This is a genomic window from Bradyrhizobium sp. USDA 3262, assembly GCF_054060035.1.
Map to the genome: position 1 here is coordinate 6330815 of NZ_JBSSCT010000001.1, position 15334 is coordinate 6346148.

Genomic DNA, 15334 nt, shown 5'->3' on the forward strand with positions numbered 1-15334 from the left:
GGTCAGGCCGCTTCGCTCTTTGAGGCATGAGCCTGAATGACGCGCGCGAGCTTGGCCGCGGGCGCATTCGAGAGCTGAGCGAGCTTGGTCGCCGGCGCCACGAGGAGGCCAACGATCTTGCCGCGCAGTTCGTCGAGCGACGGCAGTGAGGCGAGCGCCTTCACGCTGTCGACATTCAGGACGGTTTTACCCATCGAGCCGCCGAGGATGACGAACTTCTCGTTCGCCTTGGCGAATTCGACGGCAACCTTTGGCGCCGCAACCGGATCGTTCGAAGTGGCGATCACGGTCGGCCCCTTCAGCAGGGAGCCGATGGCTACGACGTCAGTGCCTTCAAGAGCAATTTTGGCGAGACGGTTCTTCGAGACCTTCACCGATGCACCCGCCTGCTTCATCTGCATGCGCAGCTTCTGCATCTGGGCCACGGTGAGGCCGGAATAGTGAGCAACGATCGCAACCGACGTGGTCTTGAAGACCTCGTTAAGTTGTTCGACCGACTCTTTTTTTGCCGCTCGTTCCACAGCAAGCTCTTTCCGGTTGGCGGCCTTTCCGCGAAGGCAGGACCGCCGGGTTGCACCCATCGTCCCGCCCTAAACCTGATCCGCAGGGTGCAAGACCCTTCGGACATGCCGGGCAAGACGACATCTAGAAGCCTGCCCTCCCAGAGCCTTGCGGCCATGGGCTGTCGAGGTTCGAACCAAACCAGCCTCTCAAGCCGCGAACGATCCGCGACCTGGAGTGCAAAATCCGGTCTTCACCCGTCTATGCAGGCCATACGATTAAGCCGTTGAAAACACGAAGTTCTCGCGGGCGCCTGCAGTTTTGGACAGGATCGAGGCGCTTCAGCATGCTGAAGGCCCCTGCTCTCATTCCTCTGGAGGCGACGGGTCTCCTTCCTTTCGAGCATCCTTGCGGGCATGCGGAAAGGAATGATCTCCTATCATCTCAGGTTTTCGGAATGCGAGCACGGACATGCCAGCAAGTGCCAGCACGCCCGGAAGGCGCTATGTAGCCGGTCCTGCCCTGCTTGCCAAGAGCAAATTTCAGACCAGTTCGGCGGTCTGGCGGCCCAGCAAAAAATTTCTTCCCGGACGGCGTCACGCCCCAATGCCCTCGCTCGTCTGGGCGCTGGAGGCTCGCATGAAACGATGGATTGCAGGAATTCTCGCCCTATTCAACCTCGCCAATGGGCTGGCGATGCTGTCAGCCGGTTCCCTCTGGTGGTCGCTGGTGCCCGGCGCCGCCGATACCGGTCCGTTCAACCCTCATTTGGTCCAGGACGTCGGCATCGCCTTCATCGCGGCCGGGCTCGGCCTGGCGGCGCGAGCCTTGTGGCCGGCGTGGTGGCCGGCAGCGGTCGCGGGCGCCGCGTTCCTGGCCGGCCACGGCGCGCTGCACCTCGTGATGATCGCCGGCGGCCACGACCGCCATGCCGCATCCGATCTTGTGGCGGTCGTCCTGCCCGCGGCGCTCGCCCTCTATTCCGCCCTGCCAAATCAAGGAGACCGACATGCGTAGCTTCATCGCGCGCCGCATGCTGCGCGCCTATTCCAGGCGCTACGGCTATGACACCACCTATCTCGAGATCATGCTCAAGGAATCGCCCGCCGCGTTCTTCAAATTCGCCGCCGCGATGAAGGCCGCCGCCTACCGCGCGGTCGCGCCGGTCGAGGCCTTTTATGCCGCCAAGCTGACCGGCGCCCTGGCGGAAGATTGCGGTCCCTGTGCGCAACTGGTCGTCGACATGGCGATCGGAGCCGGGATGGCGGAGCAGCAGGTCACCGCCGTGCTCCGGCGTGACGTTGCCGCCATGACCGCGGACACCGCGCTCGGTTTCCGCTTCGCGCAGGCGATCGTGCAGCGCTCGGCCGACGACGGTGCCTGCCGCGACGCGGTTCGCGCGCGCTGGGGCGAAAAAGGCGTGATCGACCTCGCTTTGGCCCTACAAATCGGCCGCATCTTCCCCATGATGAAGCTGGCGCTGGGATATGCCATGGAGTGTCGCCGCGTGACCGTGGCCGGCCATCAGATCGATGTCATCAAGCAGGCTGCCTGAGCGCGACCCGCTGGGTCCGTATCGGACGCGGCTAACCGGGCTCGCCTACCGCATGCTCGGCAGCCGCGGCGATGCCGACGACGTGGTGCAGGACGCTTGGCTGCGGTTCGCCGCGGCTGACGACGTTCGCAATCCCGAGGCGTTCCTGGTCACGGTGGTGACCCGGCTCTGTCTCGACCGGCTGAAGAGCGCCCGCGCCCAGCGCGAGGTCTATGTCGGCGCCTGGTTGCCCGAGCCGGTGTTCGACGAGGCGCTGTCGGCCGAGGCGGCAACCGAACTCGCCGACGATCTCTCCTTCGCGCTGATGCTGGCGCTCGACGCCCTGACGCCGCTCGAGCGTGCCGCGTTCCTGCTGCACGACGTGTTCGACCGGCCGTTTGCGGAAGTCGCCCGCACGCTCGAGCGCAGCGAGGCGGCCTGCCGGCAGCTCGCCGCGCGCGCCCGCCGATCGGTCCGCGACAACCGCCCTGTTCCAGCCGAGCCGCCCGAAGGCCACGCACGGCTGCTGACCGCATTCTGCAAGGCCGCGGCCAGCGGCGACGTCTCCGCCCTCGCCAACCTGCTGCGCGAGGATGCCATTGCGATCACCGACGGCGGCGGCCGCAAGCTGGCGGCGCTGAAGCCGATCAAGGGGGCAGAGAAGATCGTCCGCTTCATCATCGGCATCGCCGGCAAGAACGCCGGCAGCGAGGTTCGCGTCGAACCGATGATGGTCAATGGCAGCGCGGGCGCGCTGATCTTCCTCGATGGCGAAGTCGACCACACGCTGAGCATGGCGATCGACGGCGAGACGGGCCGGATCGCGGCGATCTACATCGTCCGCAACCCGGACAAGCTGCGCCACGCGCCGCGCCGGAACTGAAGCTCCGGTCAGGACGCCGTCGCCACCGGATAGGTGAGCGGCTTGCCGGCAAAGAACGCGTCGAGATTGGCCAGCACGCAATCCTGCATCGCGACGTGCGATTCCAGCGTGTGGCCGCCGAGATGCGGCGACAGCACCACGTTCGGCAATGCGGTCAGCGCGTCGGGGGCATGCGGCTCCCTCGCGAACACGTCGAGGCCGACACCGGCGATCACGCCGTCGGTCAGCGCCGCGACCAGGGCCTGCTGGTCGACCACCGAGCCGCGCGAAATGTTGACGACAAACCCGTCGCCGCCGAGCCGGCGCAGGATGTCGGCATTGACCGCATGCTCGGTCTCGGCGCCGGCGCGCACGGCGATCATCAGCACGCTGCACCAATCGGCGAGCGCCTCCAGCGTCGGAAGGTATTGATAGGGCACGTCGTGCTTCGAGCGGCTGAAATAGCCGACCTCGGTCTCGAAGGCCGCGACGCGGGCGGCGATCTTGCGGCCGATCTCGCCCATGCCGTAGACGCCGACCTTGCGGCCGCGCATGCCGGCCTGCGGCCGCATCATCGGCGACGGCTTTGCACCGGCCCAGTCCCCGCTCCGCACGTAATTGTCGGCCACCAGCAGCCGCCGCACCGACGCCAGCATCAAGGTCACCGCCGTGTCGGCGACGGAGGCCGCATTGGCCCCCGGGCTGTGGCCGACCGCGATGCCGCGCTTGGCGGCGGCGGCGAGATCGACGCCGTCATAGCCGGTGCCGTAGCAGACGATCGCGCCGAGCTTTGGCAGCATGTCCATGGCCTCGGTGCCGAGCGCGGTGCCGCCCGCGGTGATCATGGCGCGGATCTCGGCGAGCTCGGCCGCCGGGAACGCTTCGTCCAATCGCTTGCCTGCCGCGTTCAGCAGCTCATAGCGCTCGCCGAAGCGGATCAGCTGAGCCTTGGGAAAACGCGAATAGACCAGGACCTTATCGGGCATTGTTCTTCTTTCCTACGAGAGGCTTCAGCTGGTTGTTCTGACGCGTCTTCTTCACGCGAACCGGTACCCACTTCGCTGGAAAACGCTCCTGCAATCGGGATAGGGGGGAGCCTCGCGGCTCCGCCCCTCCCACACCACCGGACATACGGGTCCGTATCCGGCGGTTCAGTGGATTATGCGGTCTGCAGCGCCGCGACGGAAGCCAAGCCGAGTGAACTGAAGAACGCGATTGGCATGGCGATGGTGAGTGCGGGACTGTTCGCGAGCCGCCAGGGGCCATGTGGGCTTCCGGCGGTTTGCGCCGCCCGATCCCGGCCGACGCCGCGGCGTCGCAGCTCGGCAAAACGAGTGATTCCGCGCTTCCACTGCTTCCAGGCGATGGCGCGCAACCGCCGCCTGAGCCATTGATCAAGGTCGCGCAATATCGACGGGGTTTGGCAGAAGCCGAAGTAGCCGCGCCATCCGATCAGATAGACGGACAACTCCTTGACAATCTGCGCAAGGCTTCGGCCGCGCGTGCGCCGTGTCAGCTCCCGAACTTTCGCCTTGAAGCGGGCGAGCGCCTGCGGCGCAATGCGCCGCCGCGGTGCTGTCCCGCCGGTGAAGCTGAAGCCCAGGAACTTGCGAACGCTCGGTTTGGCGACCGCACTCTTGGCCTTGTTGACCTTGAGCTTGAGGCGCTTTTCGAGGAACTTCTCGATGCCGGCCAGCACCCGTTCGCCCGCTCGCTGACTGCGCACATAGATGTTGCAGTCATCGGCATAACGCACAAAGCGGTGGCCGCGCTTCTCCAGTTCCTTGTCCAGCACATCCAGCATCAGATTCGACAACAGCGGCGAGAGCGGACCGCCTTGCGGCGTGCCCTCTTCCGTCGGGCTGACCACCCCTCCCTCCATCACCCCCGCATTCAGGAATCCGCGGATGAGCTTCAGAAGGCGCTTGTCAGTCACCCGTTTGGCGACCAGCCCCATCAGGACGTCGTGGTTGACCCGGTCGAAGAACTTTTCCAAGTCGATGTCCACGACGACGGCGTGCCCGGACGCGATATACGCCTGCGCCCGTTCCACCGCCTGATGCGCCGAGCGGGTCGGCCGGAAGCCGAAGCTCGTCTCGGAGAACGTCCCATCCCAATCCGCCTGCAGCACCTGCATCACCGCCTGCTGGATGACGCGGTCGAGCACCGTCGGGATGCCGAGCGGCCGCAGGCCGCCCGACGCCTTCGGTATCTCGACCCGCCGCACCGGCTGCGGCTTGTAGGTGCCGTCAAGCAGTTGAGCTCGGATCGCGAGCCAGTGCTCTTTCAGGTGGGCCGGCAGTTCGTTGACGGTCATCCCATCGACGCCTGCCGCGCCCTTGTTGCGCTTCACTTGCGCCAACGCTTTCTTCAGATTCTCACGCTCGACCACTGCTTCCATCGACAGCCCTGCGACCGCCGGGCGTTCAAGACTGGCCGTCGCCGCGCTTGCTTCGGTCTCTCGGACGGCGGCGCTTTGGGCTTCACCCTTCGCTCCGGTGTCCGAGTTCAGCTCAACCTGATTCTTCTGCCGCATGGCTCGCGCGAGATCGACCGCTCTACTAACCACTTCCACCGTTCGGGCCTTCGGCGGCGCGCTGCCGCCTACTATGCCCTCGGCTGACTTCTGCGCTGCGGTCAGGCCGCCTTGCGACGACCTCAGTCCCGTTGCCGGGACACAGCGCAGACCTCCCGAGGTAAGACCGACCGCCTTCGCCGCACGCCCGCCGGATTTACCACCCCGACCCTTGATGACCTTGGACTTCGCGACCGTTTGCTCGCTCGTCCGGCCGGGTAGGCCTCGTTATCCGGTTCTTGTCCATCGGGCCGCGGCTTTGCTCCACGCTTTCTTCAGACCCCACCTCGCGATGATGCCCTTGCGCTTCGCTAACCCTTCGCCGCCATCAGGCTGGGTAGAGGACTTCCACCTCCAAGCTGTCGTTCATACTCGGCACACAAACAAAGGGCGGAACCGGTTGCCCGGTCCCGCCCCTTTTATCTCGTCACGGCCAAGGATCTCAGCCGAGGATCGTGCCCGGCTCGACCTTCACGCCCGGGCCCATGGTGGAGGAAACCGCCACGCGCTGGATGTAGGTGCCCTTGGAGCCTGCCGGCTTCGCCTTGGAGACCGCATCCGCGAGGGCCTTGACGTTCTCGACCAGCTTGTCCTCGGAGAACGAGGCCTTGCCGATGCCGGCCTGCACGATGCCGGCCTTCTCGACGCGGAACTCGACCGAGCCGCCCTTGGCGCCCTTCACGGCGTTGGTGACGTCCATGGTCACGGTGCCGATCTTCGGGTTCGGCATCATGCCGCGCGGACCGAGCACCTTACCGAGGCGGCCGACCAGGGGCATCATGTCGGGAGTGGCGATACAACGATCGAAATCGATCGCGCCGCCCTGCACCTTCTCGACCAGGTCCTCGGCACCGACGACGTCGGCACCGGCGGCCTTGGCTTCCTCAGCCTTGGCGCCGCGCGCGAACACGCCGACGCGCAACGTACGGCCGGTTCCGTTCGGCAGGTTGACGACGCCGCGGACCATCTGGTCGGCGTGGCGCGGGTCGACGCCGAGATTGATCGCGATCTCGATCGTCTCGTCGAACTTCGACTTGGCGCGCTCCTTGACCATCTTGATGGCATCCGCGAGCGGATAGAGCTTCTCGCGATCGACGCCCTCGCGGGCCTTCTTCAAACGTTTTCCGATTGACATGGCCCGTTACCCCGCAACTTCCAGACCCATCGAACGGGCAGAGCCCTCGACCATCTTCATGGCCGATTCGATGTTGTCGCAATTCAAGTCCTTCATCTTCTTCTCGGCGATCTCGCGCACCTGCGCCTTGGTCACCTTGCCGGCCTTGTCACGGCCCGGCGCCTTCGATCCGGACTGGATCTTGGCGGCCTGCTTGAGGAAGTAGGACATCGGAGGGGTCTTCATCTCGAAGGTGAAGGACCGGTCCGCATAGATCGTGATGATCACCGGGATCGGGGTGTTCTTCTCTTCCTTCTGGGTCTGCGCGTTGAACGCCTTGCAGAACTCCATGATGTTGAGGCCGCGCTGACCAAGCGCGGGGCCGATCGGGGGCGAAGGATTCGCCGCACCGGCCGGGACCTGAAGCTTCAGGTATCCGGTCACTTTCTTTGCCATTTATCACTCCTGTTGTGCCGGACAGGGCCGGCGGTTTCAGGTTCCGTGGTTCGGTTGAAGGGGCTGGCGACCGCCTCCTCCCTCCCACGGCCTCTCTACTTGACGCGAGGCATATACCCCGCGCCGTCCGGTCATACCACCTTTTCGACCTGACCGAATTCCAGTTCTACGGGGGTCGCGCGGCCGAAGATCGACACCGCGACCTTCACGCGCGAGCGCGCCTCGTCGATTTCTTCCACCACGCCGGAGAACGAGGCGAACGGGCCGTCGGCCACGCGCACGTTCTCGCCGATTTCGAACGACACCGACGCCTTCGGACGCTCCACGCCCTCCTGCACCTGGTGCAGGATCCGCATCGCTTCCGCTTCCGAGATCGGCATCGGCTTGTTTTCCGCGCCGAGGAAGCCGGTCACCTTCGGGGTGTTCTTGATCAGATGGAACGCCTCGTCGGTCAGCTTCATCTTCACCAGCACATAGCCCGGGAAGAACTTGCGCTCGGCGTCGATCTTGCGGCCGCGGCGCACCTCGGTGACCTTCTCGGTCGGCACCAGCACCTGCTCGAACAGCTCTTCCAGCCCGCGCTGCTTGGCCTGCTCACGGATCGATTCCGCGACCTTCTTCTCGAAATTCGAATAGGCGTGAACGATGTACCAGCGCTTGTCCATCAATTGAGTTCCCATGCTCATCAGTGGATGCCCAGTATCAGGGTGATGAGATAGCGGATGATCTGATCCGCGGCGAAGAAGAAGATCGAGGCCAGCGCCACCATCACGAACACCATGATGGTGGTGATGGTCGTCTCGCGGCGCGTCGGCCAGGTGACCTTGGCGGTCTCCGAGCGCACTTCCTGCAGGAATTTGAACGGGCTGAAAGCCATCGTGAGATCCGCGTCCGTTACCGGACGATTGCAACGTTTCAAGGAATCCGAACAGCCGACCTTGCGGACCCAGCCCTCGTTTGGAAGGTTGAGCCGATAAACGAGCTCGAATGTTCGGGGAATTAGGCCGCGCCGGATATCCGCCATCTAAGCGGGCCGGCTGCGAGTGCCGCGTATCTACTGCGAGACCGGCCAAACGTCAAGGTCGGCGGGGTCGCGCCCGGCGCCCGCCCGGTTCGGGCAGATCGGATATTGGTCTCTCCAAATCAAGGGCTTAGCCGGCACTCTGCGACCCCCTGGCGTCCTGTCGAGATCAGGATCGTTCGTCTCGCCTCGTCTAGGCCAGGGTCTAGGCCAAGCCGGGTCCTGGCGGCAGCAGCATCGATACAAGCAGTCCGCTCGGCTCCCGCAGCCTCAACGCGATGCTGCCGCCATGACGCTTGGCAATATCCTGCGCGATCGACAGCCCCAGCCCGAAGCCCCCCTCCTGCCGCGCGCTGTCGGCCTTGAAGAAGGGCTCGAACACCTTGTCGTGCAGCGCCGGCGGGATGCCCGGACCGTCGTCGGCCACCTCGATCTCGATGTGGCCGGCCTCCGTGAGGCGAAGCATCACCGCGACCTTGCTGCCGTGCTTGACCGCGTTCTCCACGATATTGGTGACGGCGCGCGACAGCGCGCGGGGCCGACAGGCATAAGGCAGACGCGCCGGCCCGGCATAGGATACCGCGTGGCCCATGTCGGCGAAGTCCGAGCAGATGGTCTGCAGGAAGCTCGGCAGGTCGATGAACGACGCCGCCTCCGAGCGGGCATCCTCGCGCAGATACTCCAGGGTCTCATTGATCATGCGCGTCATCTTGGCGATATCGCCCAGCATCGCCGGGCGCAGGGTGTCGTCGCCGACGCGCTCGGTACGCAGCCTGAGCCGCGTCAGCGGCGTCCGCAGGTCATGGCTGATGGCGGCAAGCATGCGGGTGCGGTCGTCGAGCAGCGCTGCGATACGCGTGCGCATGTCGTTCAGCGCGTCGGCGACCTGGGCGATTTCGAGCGGACCGCGCCGCCGCAACACCTCGGGAGCCCGCGGCGAGCGGCCGAACGAGGTCGCGGCACGCGCGACGTCGGCCAGCGGCGCGATCACCCAACGCACCGCATAGACCGACAGCAGCAGCATGGAGATCAGCACGATGATCCCGCCTCCGGCCACCGGGCGGAGCAAAAAGGACCAGAAGCCGCCCTTGACCGCAACGTCGGCCATCAACGCGTGGCCGTCGTCGAGCTTCACGACCACCTGTGACGACGAGCCTGCCGGATGGCGCAGTTCTTCCAGCAACTCAATGCCAGACTCGGCCGCCAGCTGCCGAAACGCTCTTATGGAAAACGGCCGCGTCTCGCCGACCGTCCGAGGCACGAGTTCGCTCAATGCGACGCGCCTGACGTCGAGACCGCCGCGCCTGGCTGCCGCCAGCAGTTCATCGGCGTCGGTTGGCGTCTTCGTGGAACGCAGAAGCTGCGTGAGCTCCGCGACCCGCCCGGCCAGAAACTTCTGCGTGTCGTTGACTGAGGGAGAATCAAACAGAAAGATCACGGTCGCCGCGGCGAGCGTGATGCCGATCAATTCCGAGAGCGCGACGAGGCTCATGAGTTGCGCAGCGACGCTGCGCGGCATCAGCCGCTGCGCCCATCGCATCAGATCTGCTCGACCGCAGGCGTGAACAGGTAGCCGCCGAGCCGCACCGTCTTGATCATCGAGCGGTCCCTCGGATCCGGCTCGATCTTCTGCCTGATGCGGCTGATATGCACATCGACGCTGCGCTCGACCGATGCAATCAGGCCGCCGAAGGCCTGCTCGATCAGCTGCTCGCGCGACAGCACCTGCCCCGGATTGCGGCAGAACGCCAGCAGCAGATCGAACTCGGCACCGGTCAGCGTGATCCGGACGCCCGCGGGGTCATGCAGCTCACGGGTGGTGGGGTTGATGCGCCATCCGGCGAAGGTCAAAGGACGCGGCCGTGACCGCGACGAGGCGCCGCTCTCGACGCGGCGCAGCAGTGCCCGGATACGGGCGACCAGTTCGCGCGAATTGAAAGGCTTGGTGACGTAGTCGTCGGCACCGAGTTCGAGGCCGAGGATGCGGTCGATGTCCTCGCCGCGCGCGGTGACCATGATGATCGGAATCGAAGACGACATGCGCAGGCGCCGGCAGATGCTCAGCCCATCCTCGCCCGGCAGCATCACGTCGAGGACGACGAGATCAAAGCTCTCGCGCTTGAGCAGCGCATCCATCTCCACCGCCGAGCCGACCAGCACCGGCCTGAAGCCGTTGTCCTCAAGCACCTCGGCCAGCATGCGCGCGATATCGGCATCGTCCTCGACGCAGAGGATGCATGCGTTGGTGACGGGGAAAGCCACGAGGTCATATTCCAGGATTTGCATCACGGCATTTTAGAGGCCTCGGCCCCAAATGCGCAGCGCGCAAATATAGCGTTTTGTTAAGCCTGCACGGCCAAATGTGGCTCAAATAGGTCGCGCGGTTTCGCGAGCTACATCTGACTTAATATCTCTTAATCCCGACCCGGGCGGCCCTGCTCTATCGTGACGTTCGATCGTTCGTGGGGTGAGCGGTCGTTCGAGGGGTACATGAGAGTCGAATTTCTGCCGGACGCTGCGGCTGATGCGCGGAGCACGGGCCGGGCGTCGCGCAATGGTCAGCCCAATCGATCATCCCTGCTTGCCGGCGCTGCGGTTGCGGTGGTGGTGTTGTCGGGCTGTGCCAGCGCACCGATGACGCGGGGCGGATCACTGGCATCGTACGACAATCTCACGCCGTCCGACGGCGTGCTGGCGAAATCGCTGGTTCGCGTCAACAAGGACGAGGTCCTCGCTGCGAAGACGGTGCGAATCGTGCCGACGACCTTCGCGCAGGCGGCGTCGCCGACGCTGTCCCAGGAGCAGAGACACCTGGTGGCCAACGCGATCGATCGTTCGCTGTGCGTCGGCCTGAGCGAGCGGCTTCAGGTCGTTGGTCCCGATCAGCCCGCGGATCTGTCCGTACACGCGCTTGTCACCCAGGCGGCCCCCACCGACGAGGTCGCGGCGGGCACTTCCAAGGTGGTCAGCTTCCTGCCGAGCGCGCTCGGCGCGGGCGTGCCGGTGCCGGTGCCGCGGTTGCCGGTCGGACTTGGCAGCCTGACCGTCGAAGCCGAGGTGCGGGATCAGGCCAGCCGCCAGCAGGCGGCGATGATCTGGGCCCGCGGGGCGAATTCGTTCACCAACTCGCCGATGGTCTCGAGCGCCGGTGACGCCTACGATCTCGCCCCTTCCTTCAGCGACGATTTCAGCAAGCTCGTCGTTACCGGCGCGACGCCATTCGGAAAGGCGCCGGGGCTGCCATCGTTCGACAAGATTGGCGCAACGCTCGGCGGCAAGCCGAAATACGCGGCCTGCGAGGCGTTCGGCCGCAGTCCCGGCCTGGTCGGAATGGCCGCCGGCAAGCTTGGCTTGCCGCCGGAATGGTCGGACAAGGCGCCGGCGGCAGCTGGCCAATAGACAGCCTAGCCGGCGAAGCTCTTCTGCACCGCCTGGTCGAGCGTGGCGCCGCTGACATAGCGCTGGCGCAGCTCGCGCTTCAGCAGCTTGCCGCTCGGATTCTTCGGCAAGGCATCCACGAAGATGACCTGCTTCGGCACCTTGAAATGGGCCATCGACGCCGCGCAATGCTTGATGACGGCGTCGGCATCGAGGCTCTCACCGGCCTTGACCACGACGATCGCGGTCACCGCCTCGATCCAGCGCGGATCGGGCAGCCCGACCACCGCAACCTCCGACACCGAAGGCAGCCGGTAGATCATCTCCTCGACCTCGCGGCTCGCGACATTCTCGCCGCCGCTCTTGATCATGTCCTTCACGCGATCGACGACGCTGATGTAGCCGTCGGCATCGACGATGGCGAGGTCGCCGGAATGAAACCAGCCGCCGGCGAACGCCGCCGCGGTCTTGACCGGATCATTGTAGTAGCCGGACAAGAGATGCGGCGAGCGGTGCACGATCTCGCCGACCTCCCCGACCTTGACGTCGGTCATATCCGGCCTGACCACCCGCGTCTCGACATTGATCGCGGGCTTGCCGGCCGAGCCGGCCTTCGGCAGCTGGTCCTCCGGCGTCAGCACGGTCGCGAGCGGCGCGATCTCGGTCTGGCCGTAGAAATTCCAGAACTTCACGTCGGGCAGCCGTCGCTGCAATTCGAGCAGCACCTCGACCGGCATGATCGACGCACCGTAATAGCCCTTGCGCAGGGTCGACAGGTCGGTGCGGTCGAACGCGCCCGAGCGCAGCATCGCGATCCAGATCGTCGGCGGCGCGAAGAACGAATTGATCTTGTGGGCCGCGATCAGCGCCAGGACATTGTCGGGCACTGGTTTGCCGGTAATGAGGCTGGTGGCGCCGAGATAGATCGCGGGCCCCAGGAAAACGTCGAGCTGCGCGCAGTGATAGAGCGGCAGCGCGTGCAGCACCGTGTCGTCGGTCGCCATGCCGCCGTCGATGATGCAGCTGACATACTGCCACATCACGGCTTCATGGGTGAGGATCGCGCCCTTCGGCAGCGACTCGGTGCCGCTGGTGTAGATGATCTGTGCCGGATCGCGGCTGTCCACCGACACATCCGGCGCCGACGCGTCGCTGTGCAACAGGCTGTCGAACGTCGTGATGCCGTCGGGCGCGGTGGCCGGATCCTCGCCCGGCAGCCAGAGCAAGGTTTCGACCGCCGAGCCCTTGGCGGCCGCAGCGTGCGCCGTCTCCACGAAATCGGGGCCGACCGCGAGCAGCTTGGCGCCGGAATTGGCGAGGATGAAATTGATCTCGTCCGGATTGAGCATGAAGTTGATCGGCACCAGGACTGCGCCGATCCGCGCCACCGCGAAGCGCAGCGCGGCGAAGCCGTGCGAGTTGCGCGACAGCACAGCGACGCGGTCGCCCTTCGCAACGCCAAGCCCGAGGAGGCCGCGGCCGAGCCGATTGCAGATCGTGTCCATCTCCGCAAAGCTCCAGCTCACCTCGCCGCAGATCAGCGCGGTCTTGCCGGGGTAGCGCTTCGCCGACCGGCGCAACAGATCGCCGATGCTGTGCTCGCGGGCGCGCTGGATGGTTGCTGCGATGTCTCCGCTCATTAAGTCCCTCCCGAATGTGCTTGTTGTCGTTGTTTTCGTCTTGTCTTGGCCGCGCCGTCCCTATTGCCGCGCGGCGTAAGCGTGTTCCATGTAGGTGTGCTCGACCGAGCGATCGAGCGAGGCGATCTTCTCGAAGCCGCGCCGCCAGTCCTGCAAATGTCGCCGCGTCCACAGCACGCCGGCCTCCTTGTCGCGCCGCTTGATCGCGTCGAGCAGATGATGGTGTGCCTCGACCAGCCGCGCGCCGCCCTCCGGCACGCCACCCACGATCATCTCCGTGGTCGGAAAGAACAGTTGCGCGGCGGGCTCGCGCGCCAGTTGCAGCACGCGGTTCTGCGAGGCCTTGGCCATCAGCACATGGAATTCCGCATCGAGCTCGGCGAGTGCCGCGGGATTGCCGACGACAGCCGCGCTGCGCTCGAGATTGCCGGCGAGCTCGGCGATGTTCTCCTCGGTCGCGCGCTCCACCGCACCCTCGACGCTCGCGACCTCCAGCGTCATCGAGGTCTCGAACAATTCGCGGAACGTCACCTCGTGCAGGATCAGCGCGCGGGACAGTCGCGTCGCGAGCTTGTTGTAGCGCGGCAGGCAGGCCTGCAGCCGGCGGCTGGAATCGCGGCGGATCAGCCCGCCCTCCTCGAGCACGCGAATGCCTTCGCGTACCGTCGAGCGGTTGACGCCGAACTGCGCAACCAGCTGCTGCTCGGTGCCGATCGGCTCGCCCGGCTTGATCCGACCGTTGATGATCTCGCGTTCGATCGCGTCGGCGACCTTCTGATAGGCCGGCGCGACATCGATACGCCGGAACAGCGGCGTGGTGGGCATCTTCAGCTCCCCGGACCCCGATTGTCGTTTGTCGGACAAAGGATAGGCGAAGGCCCTTGGGGCGTCAAACAGGCAATATTCGGCCTGATTGTCGCACCCGGGCAGTCGGAATTGACACCGGAACCGGGCAAATCTAGCTTTGTCGGACAAACTGACAAGAACACCTCGGGGAGGCACACCATCATGAAATCCATCGTCACGAGTCTGTCCGCCGCCGGCCTGATCGCGGCTGCGCTGGCAGGGCCGGCGCTCGCGCAGCAGGCGCCGCTCAAGATCGGCGTGCTCACGGATTTCCAGTCGGTCTATTCGGACATCGGCGGTGCCGGCAATGTCGAGGCCACCAAGATGGCGATCGAGGAGTTCGGCGGGTCGATGTTCGGCAAGCCGATCGAGCTCGTCACCGCCGACGCCCTCAACAAGGCCGACGTCGCCGCCACTATCACGCGCAAATGGTACGAGGCCGAGAATGTCGACATGATCATCGACATGCCGACCTCGGCGACCGCGCTCGCCGGCATGGAGATGTCGAAGCAGTTCGAGAAGATCATGATCGTGACGGATGCGGCGAGCTCCGACATCACCGGCAAGTCCTGCTCGCCCTACACGCTGCACTGGACCTACGACACCTACGCCAACGCCCACACCGTCGGCAGCGCGATCGTAAAGAACGGCGGCGACACCTGGTTCTTCATCACCGCCGACTATCTGTTCGGCCATTCGATCGAGCGCGACACCGGCGACGTGGTCCGCGCCGCCGGCGGCAAGGTGCTCGGCAGCGCGCGGCATCCGCTCAACACGCCGGACTTCTCGTCCTTCCTGCTGCAGGCGTAGGCCTCGAAGGCCAAGATCATCGGCATGGCCAATGGCGGCGCCGACACCATCAACACCATCAAGCAGGCCTCCGAATTCGGCATCGTCGCGGGCGGGCAGAACCTCGCCGGCATCGTGATGTTCATCTCTGACATCCACAGCCTCGGGCTGAAGCTCGCGCAGGGCCTGATCATCACCGAGGCCTACTATTGGGATCTCAACGACCGCACCCGCGCCTTCGGCAAGCGCTTCTTCGAGCGCATGAAGCGGATGCCGACGATGAACCAGGCCGCGACCTACAGCGCCACCCTGCACTACCTCAACGCGGTGAAGGCCGCCGGCACCAAGGAGACCAAGCCGGTGCTGGCCAAGATGCGCGCGACCCCGGTCCGCGACGCCTTCACCGATAACGGCGTGGTCCGCGAGGACGGCCGCATGGTGCACTCGATGTTCCTGTTCGAGGTCAAGAAGCCCGAGGAATCGAAGGCGCCGTGGGATTACTACAAGGTGCTCGCCGAAGTGCCCGGCGACCAGGCGTTCCGGCCGCTGAAGGACGGCGGCTGCCCGCTCATCAAGTAGGCAAACATGATCATGGCCGGGGTCCGGGACCTCGGCCAA

Annotated in this window: 15 protein-coding genes and 1 pseudogene; 5 read left to right on the top strand and 11 right to left on the bottom strand. The window is 65.4% G+C overall.

Translation table 11 applies throughout. The features are described from left to right. Window positions 1-2: 2 nt before the first annotated feature. The gene (rplJ, locus tag ACVWYP_RS29840) at window positions 3-521 is read right to left on the bottom strand and encodes a 50S ribosomal protein L10 (protein ID WP_028339323.1); all 519 of its coding nucleotides are present in this window, start codon (window positions 519-521) and stop codon (window positions 3-5) included. A 619-nt stretch (window positions 522-1140) separates the two neighbouring features. Between rplJ and ACVWYP_RS29845 the strand changes: the two genes are divergently transcribed. From ACVWYP_RS29845 to sigJ, 3 genes are read left to right on the top strand one after another with little or no spacing between them, the layout of a single operon-like run. Then, entirely contained in the window at window positions 1141-1518 is a 378-nt protein-coding gene (locus ACVWYP_RS29845; protein WP_304495810.1) for a hypothetical protein, read from the top strand. A 16-nt stretch (window positions 1519-1534) separates the two neighbouring features. Beyond that, window positions 1535-2056, top strand: coding sequence for a hypothetical protein (locus ACVWYP_RS29850; protein ID WP_304495811.1), 522 nt, complete (start codon window positions 1535-1537; stop codon window positions 2054-2056). Then, the gene (sigJ, locus tag ACVWYP_RS29855; protein WP_304495812.1) at window positions 2034-2918 is read left to right on the top strand and encodes an RNA polymerase sigma factor SigJ; all 885 of its coding nucleotides are present in this window, start codon (window positions 2034-2036) and stop codon (window positions 2916-2918) included. Before ACVWYP_RS29850 ends, sigJ begins: the two co-directional genes overlap by 23 nt. 8 nt (window positions 2919-2926) lie before the next feature. On the opposite strand, the gene ACVWYP_RS29860 is transcribed toward sigJ, so the two are convergent. The 8 genes from ACVWYP_RS29860 to ACVWYP_RS29895 all read right to left on the bottom strand — a co-directional run bounded on the left by ACVWYP_RS29860 (window position 2927) and on the right by ACVWYP_RS29895 (window position 10349). Beyond that, entirely contained in the window at window positions 2927-3883 is a 957-nt protein-coding gene (locus ACVWYP_RS29860) for a 2-hydroxyacid dehydrogenase (protein ID WP_304495813.1), read from the bottom strand. Window positions 3884-4056: 173 nt separating this feature from the next. Beyond that, the gene (gene ltrA / locus ACVWYP_RS29865; protein ID WP_225164672.1) at window positions 4057-5433 is read right to left on the bottom strand and encodes a group II intron reverse transcriptase/maturase; all 1377 of its coding nucleotides are present in this window, start codon (window positions 5431-5433) and stop codon (window positions 4057-4059) included. 481 nt (window positions 5434-5914) lie between these two features. Beyond that, window positions 5915-6607, bottom strand: a complete 693-nt coding sequence (gene rplA / locus ACVWYP_RS29870; protein ID WP_018272150.1) for a 50S ribosomal protein L1 — start codon at window positions 6605-6607, stop codon at window positions 5915-5917. Between the two features lie 6 nt (window positions 6608-6613). Then, the gene (rplK, locus tag ACVWYP_RS29875) at window positions 6614-7042 is read right to left on the bottom strand and encodes a 50S ribosomal protein L11 (protein WP_028339327.1); all 429 of its coding nucleotides are present in this window, start codon (window positions 7040-7042) and stop codon (window positions 6614-6616) included. Window positions 7043-7173: 131 nt separating this feature from the next. Continuing rightward, the gene (gene nusG / locus ACVWYP_RS29880; RefSeq protein ID WP_016840553.1) at window positions 7174-7707 is read right to left on the bottom strand and encodes a transcription termination/antitermination protein NusG; all 534 of its coding nucleotides are present in this window, start codon (window positions 7705-7707) and stop codon (window positions 7174-7176) included. A gap of 20 nt (window positions 7708-7727) precedes the next feature. Beyond that, window positions 7728-7919, bottom strand: coding sequence for a preprotein translocase subunit SecE (secE, locus tag ACVWYP_RS29885; RefSeq protein WP_016840554.1), 192 nt, complete (start codon window positions 7917-7919; stop codon window positions 7728-7730). Window positions 7920-8268: 349 nt separating this feature from the next. Further along, window positions 8269-9531 (bottom strand): ATP-binding protein, encoded by a 1263-nt coding sequence (locus tag ACVWYP_RS29890; RefSeq protein ID WP_304495815.1) that lies wholly within the window; start codon window positions 9529-9531, stop codon window positions 8269-8271. A 71-nt stretch (window positions 9532-9602) separates the two neighbouring features. Continuing rightward, the gene (locus ACVWYP_RS29895; RefSeq protein ID WP_304495816.1) at window positions 9603-10349 is read right to left on the bottom strand and encodes a response regulator; all 747 of its coding nucleotides are present in this window, start codon (window positions 10347-10349) and stop codon (window positions 9603-9605) included. Window positions 10350-10553: 204 nt separating this feature from the next. On the opposite strand from ACVWYP_RS29895, the gene ACVWYP_RS29900 reads away from it, so the two are divergent. Beyond that, window positions 10554-11462 (top strand): DUF3313 domain-containing protein, encoded by a 909-nt coding sequence (locus tag ACVWYP_RS29900; protein WP_304495817.1) that lies wholly within the window; start codon window positions 10554-10556, stop codon window positions 11460-11462. A gap of 5 nt (window positions 11463-11467) precedes the next feature. On the opposite strand, the gene ACVWYP_RS29905 is transcribed toward ACVWYP_RS29900, so the two are convergent. Both ACVWYP_RS29905 and ACVWYP_RS29910 read right to left on the bottom strand, forming a co-directional pair. After that, window positions 11468-13081: an acyl-CoA synthetase gene (locus ACVWYP_RS29905; RefSeq protein ID WP_456684234.1), complete on the bottom strand. Its 1614-nt coding sequence runs from the start codon at window positions 13079-13081 to the stop codon at window positions 11468-11470. Window positions 13082-13141: 60 nt separating this feature from the next. Beyond that, window positions 13142-13906: a FadR/GntR family transcriptional regulator gene (locus ACVWYP_RS29910; RefSeq protein ID WP_018272155.1), complete on the bottom strand. Its 765-nt coding sequence runs from the start codon at window positions 13904-13906 to the stop codon at window positions 13142-13144. Window positions 13907-14089: 183 nt separating this feature from the next. Between ACVWYP_RS29910 and ACVWYP_RS29915 the strand changes: the two are divergent. Further along, window positions 14090-15295: pseudogene (locus tag ACVWYP_RS29915) on the top strand (ABC transporter substrate-binding protein). Window positions 15296-15334: the final 39 nt, after the last annotated feature.

Excerpts from the sequence above, each read along its gene's own strand:
- ACVWYP_RS29845 (WP_304495810.1), top strand. The coding sequence starts at position 1,141 with ATGAAACGATGGATTGCAGGAATTCTCGCCCTATTCAACCTCGCCAAT.
- ACVWYP_RS29850 (WP_304495811.1), top strand. The coding sequence starts at position 1,535 with ATGCTGCGCGCCTATTCCAGGCGCTACGGCTATGACACCACCTATCTC.
- sigJ (WP_304495812.1), top strand. The coding sequence starts at position 2,034 with ATGTCATCAAGCAGGCTGCCTGAGCGCGACCCGCTGGGTCCGTATCGG.
- ACVWYP_RS29860 (WP_304495813.1), bottom strand. The coding sequence starts at position 3,883 with ATGCCCGATAAGGTCCTGGTCTATTCGCGTTTTCCCAAGGCTCAGCTG.
- ltrA (WP_225164672.1), bottom strand. The coding sequence starts at position 5,433 with ATGCGGCAGAAGAATCAGGTTGAGCTGAACTCGGACACCGGAGCGAAG.
- rplA (WP_018272150.1), bottom strand. The coding sequence starts at position 6,607 with ATGTCAATCGGAAAACGTTTGAAGAAGGCCCGCGAGGGCGTCGATCGC.
- rplK (WP_028339327.1), bottom strand. The coding sequence starts at position 7,042 with ATGGCAAAGAAAGTGACCGGATACCTGAAGCTTCAGGTCCCGGCCGGT.
- nusG (WP_016840553.1), bottom strand. The coding sequence starts at position 7,707 with ATGGACAAGCGCTGGTACATCGTTCACGCCTATTCGAATTTCGAGAAG.
- secE (WP_016840554.1), bottom strand. The coding sequence starts at position 7,919 with ATGGCTTTCAGCCCGTTCAAATTCCTGCAGGAAGTGCGCTCGGAGACC.
- ACVWYP_RS29895 (WP_304495816.1), bottom strand. The coding sequence starts at position 10,349 with ATGCAAATCCTGGAATATGACCTCGTGGCTTTCCCCGTCACCAACGCA.
- ACVWYP_RS29900 (WP_304495817.1), top strand. The coding sequence starts at position 10,554 with ATGAGAGTCGAATTTCTGCCGGACGCTGCGGCTGATGCGCGGAGCACG.
- ACVWYP_RS29905 (WP_456684234.1), bottom strand. The coding sequence starts at position 13,081 with ATGAGCGGAGACATCGCAGCAACCATCCAGCGCGCCCGCGAGCACAGC.
- ACVWYP_RS29910 (WP_018272155.1), bottom strand. The coding sequence starts at position 13,906 with ATGCCCACCACGCCGCTGTTCCGGCGTATCGATGTCGCGCCGGCCTAT.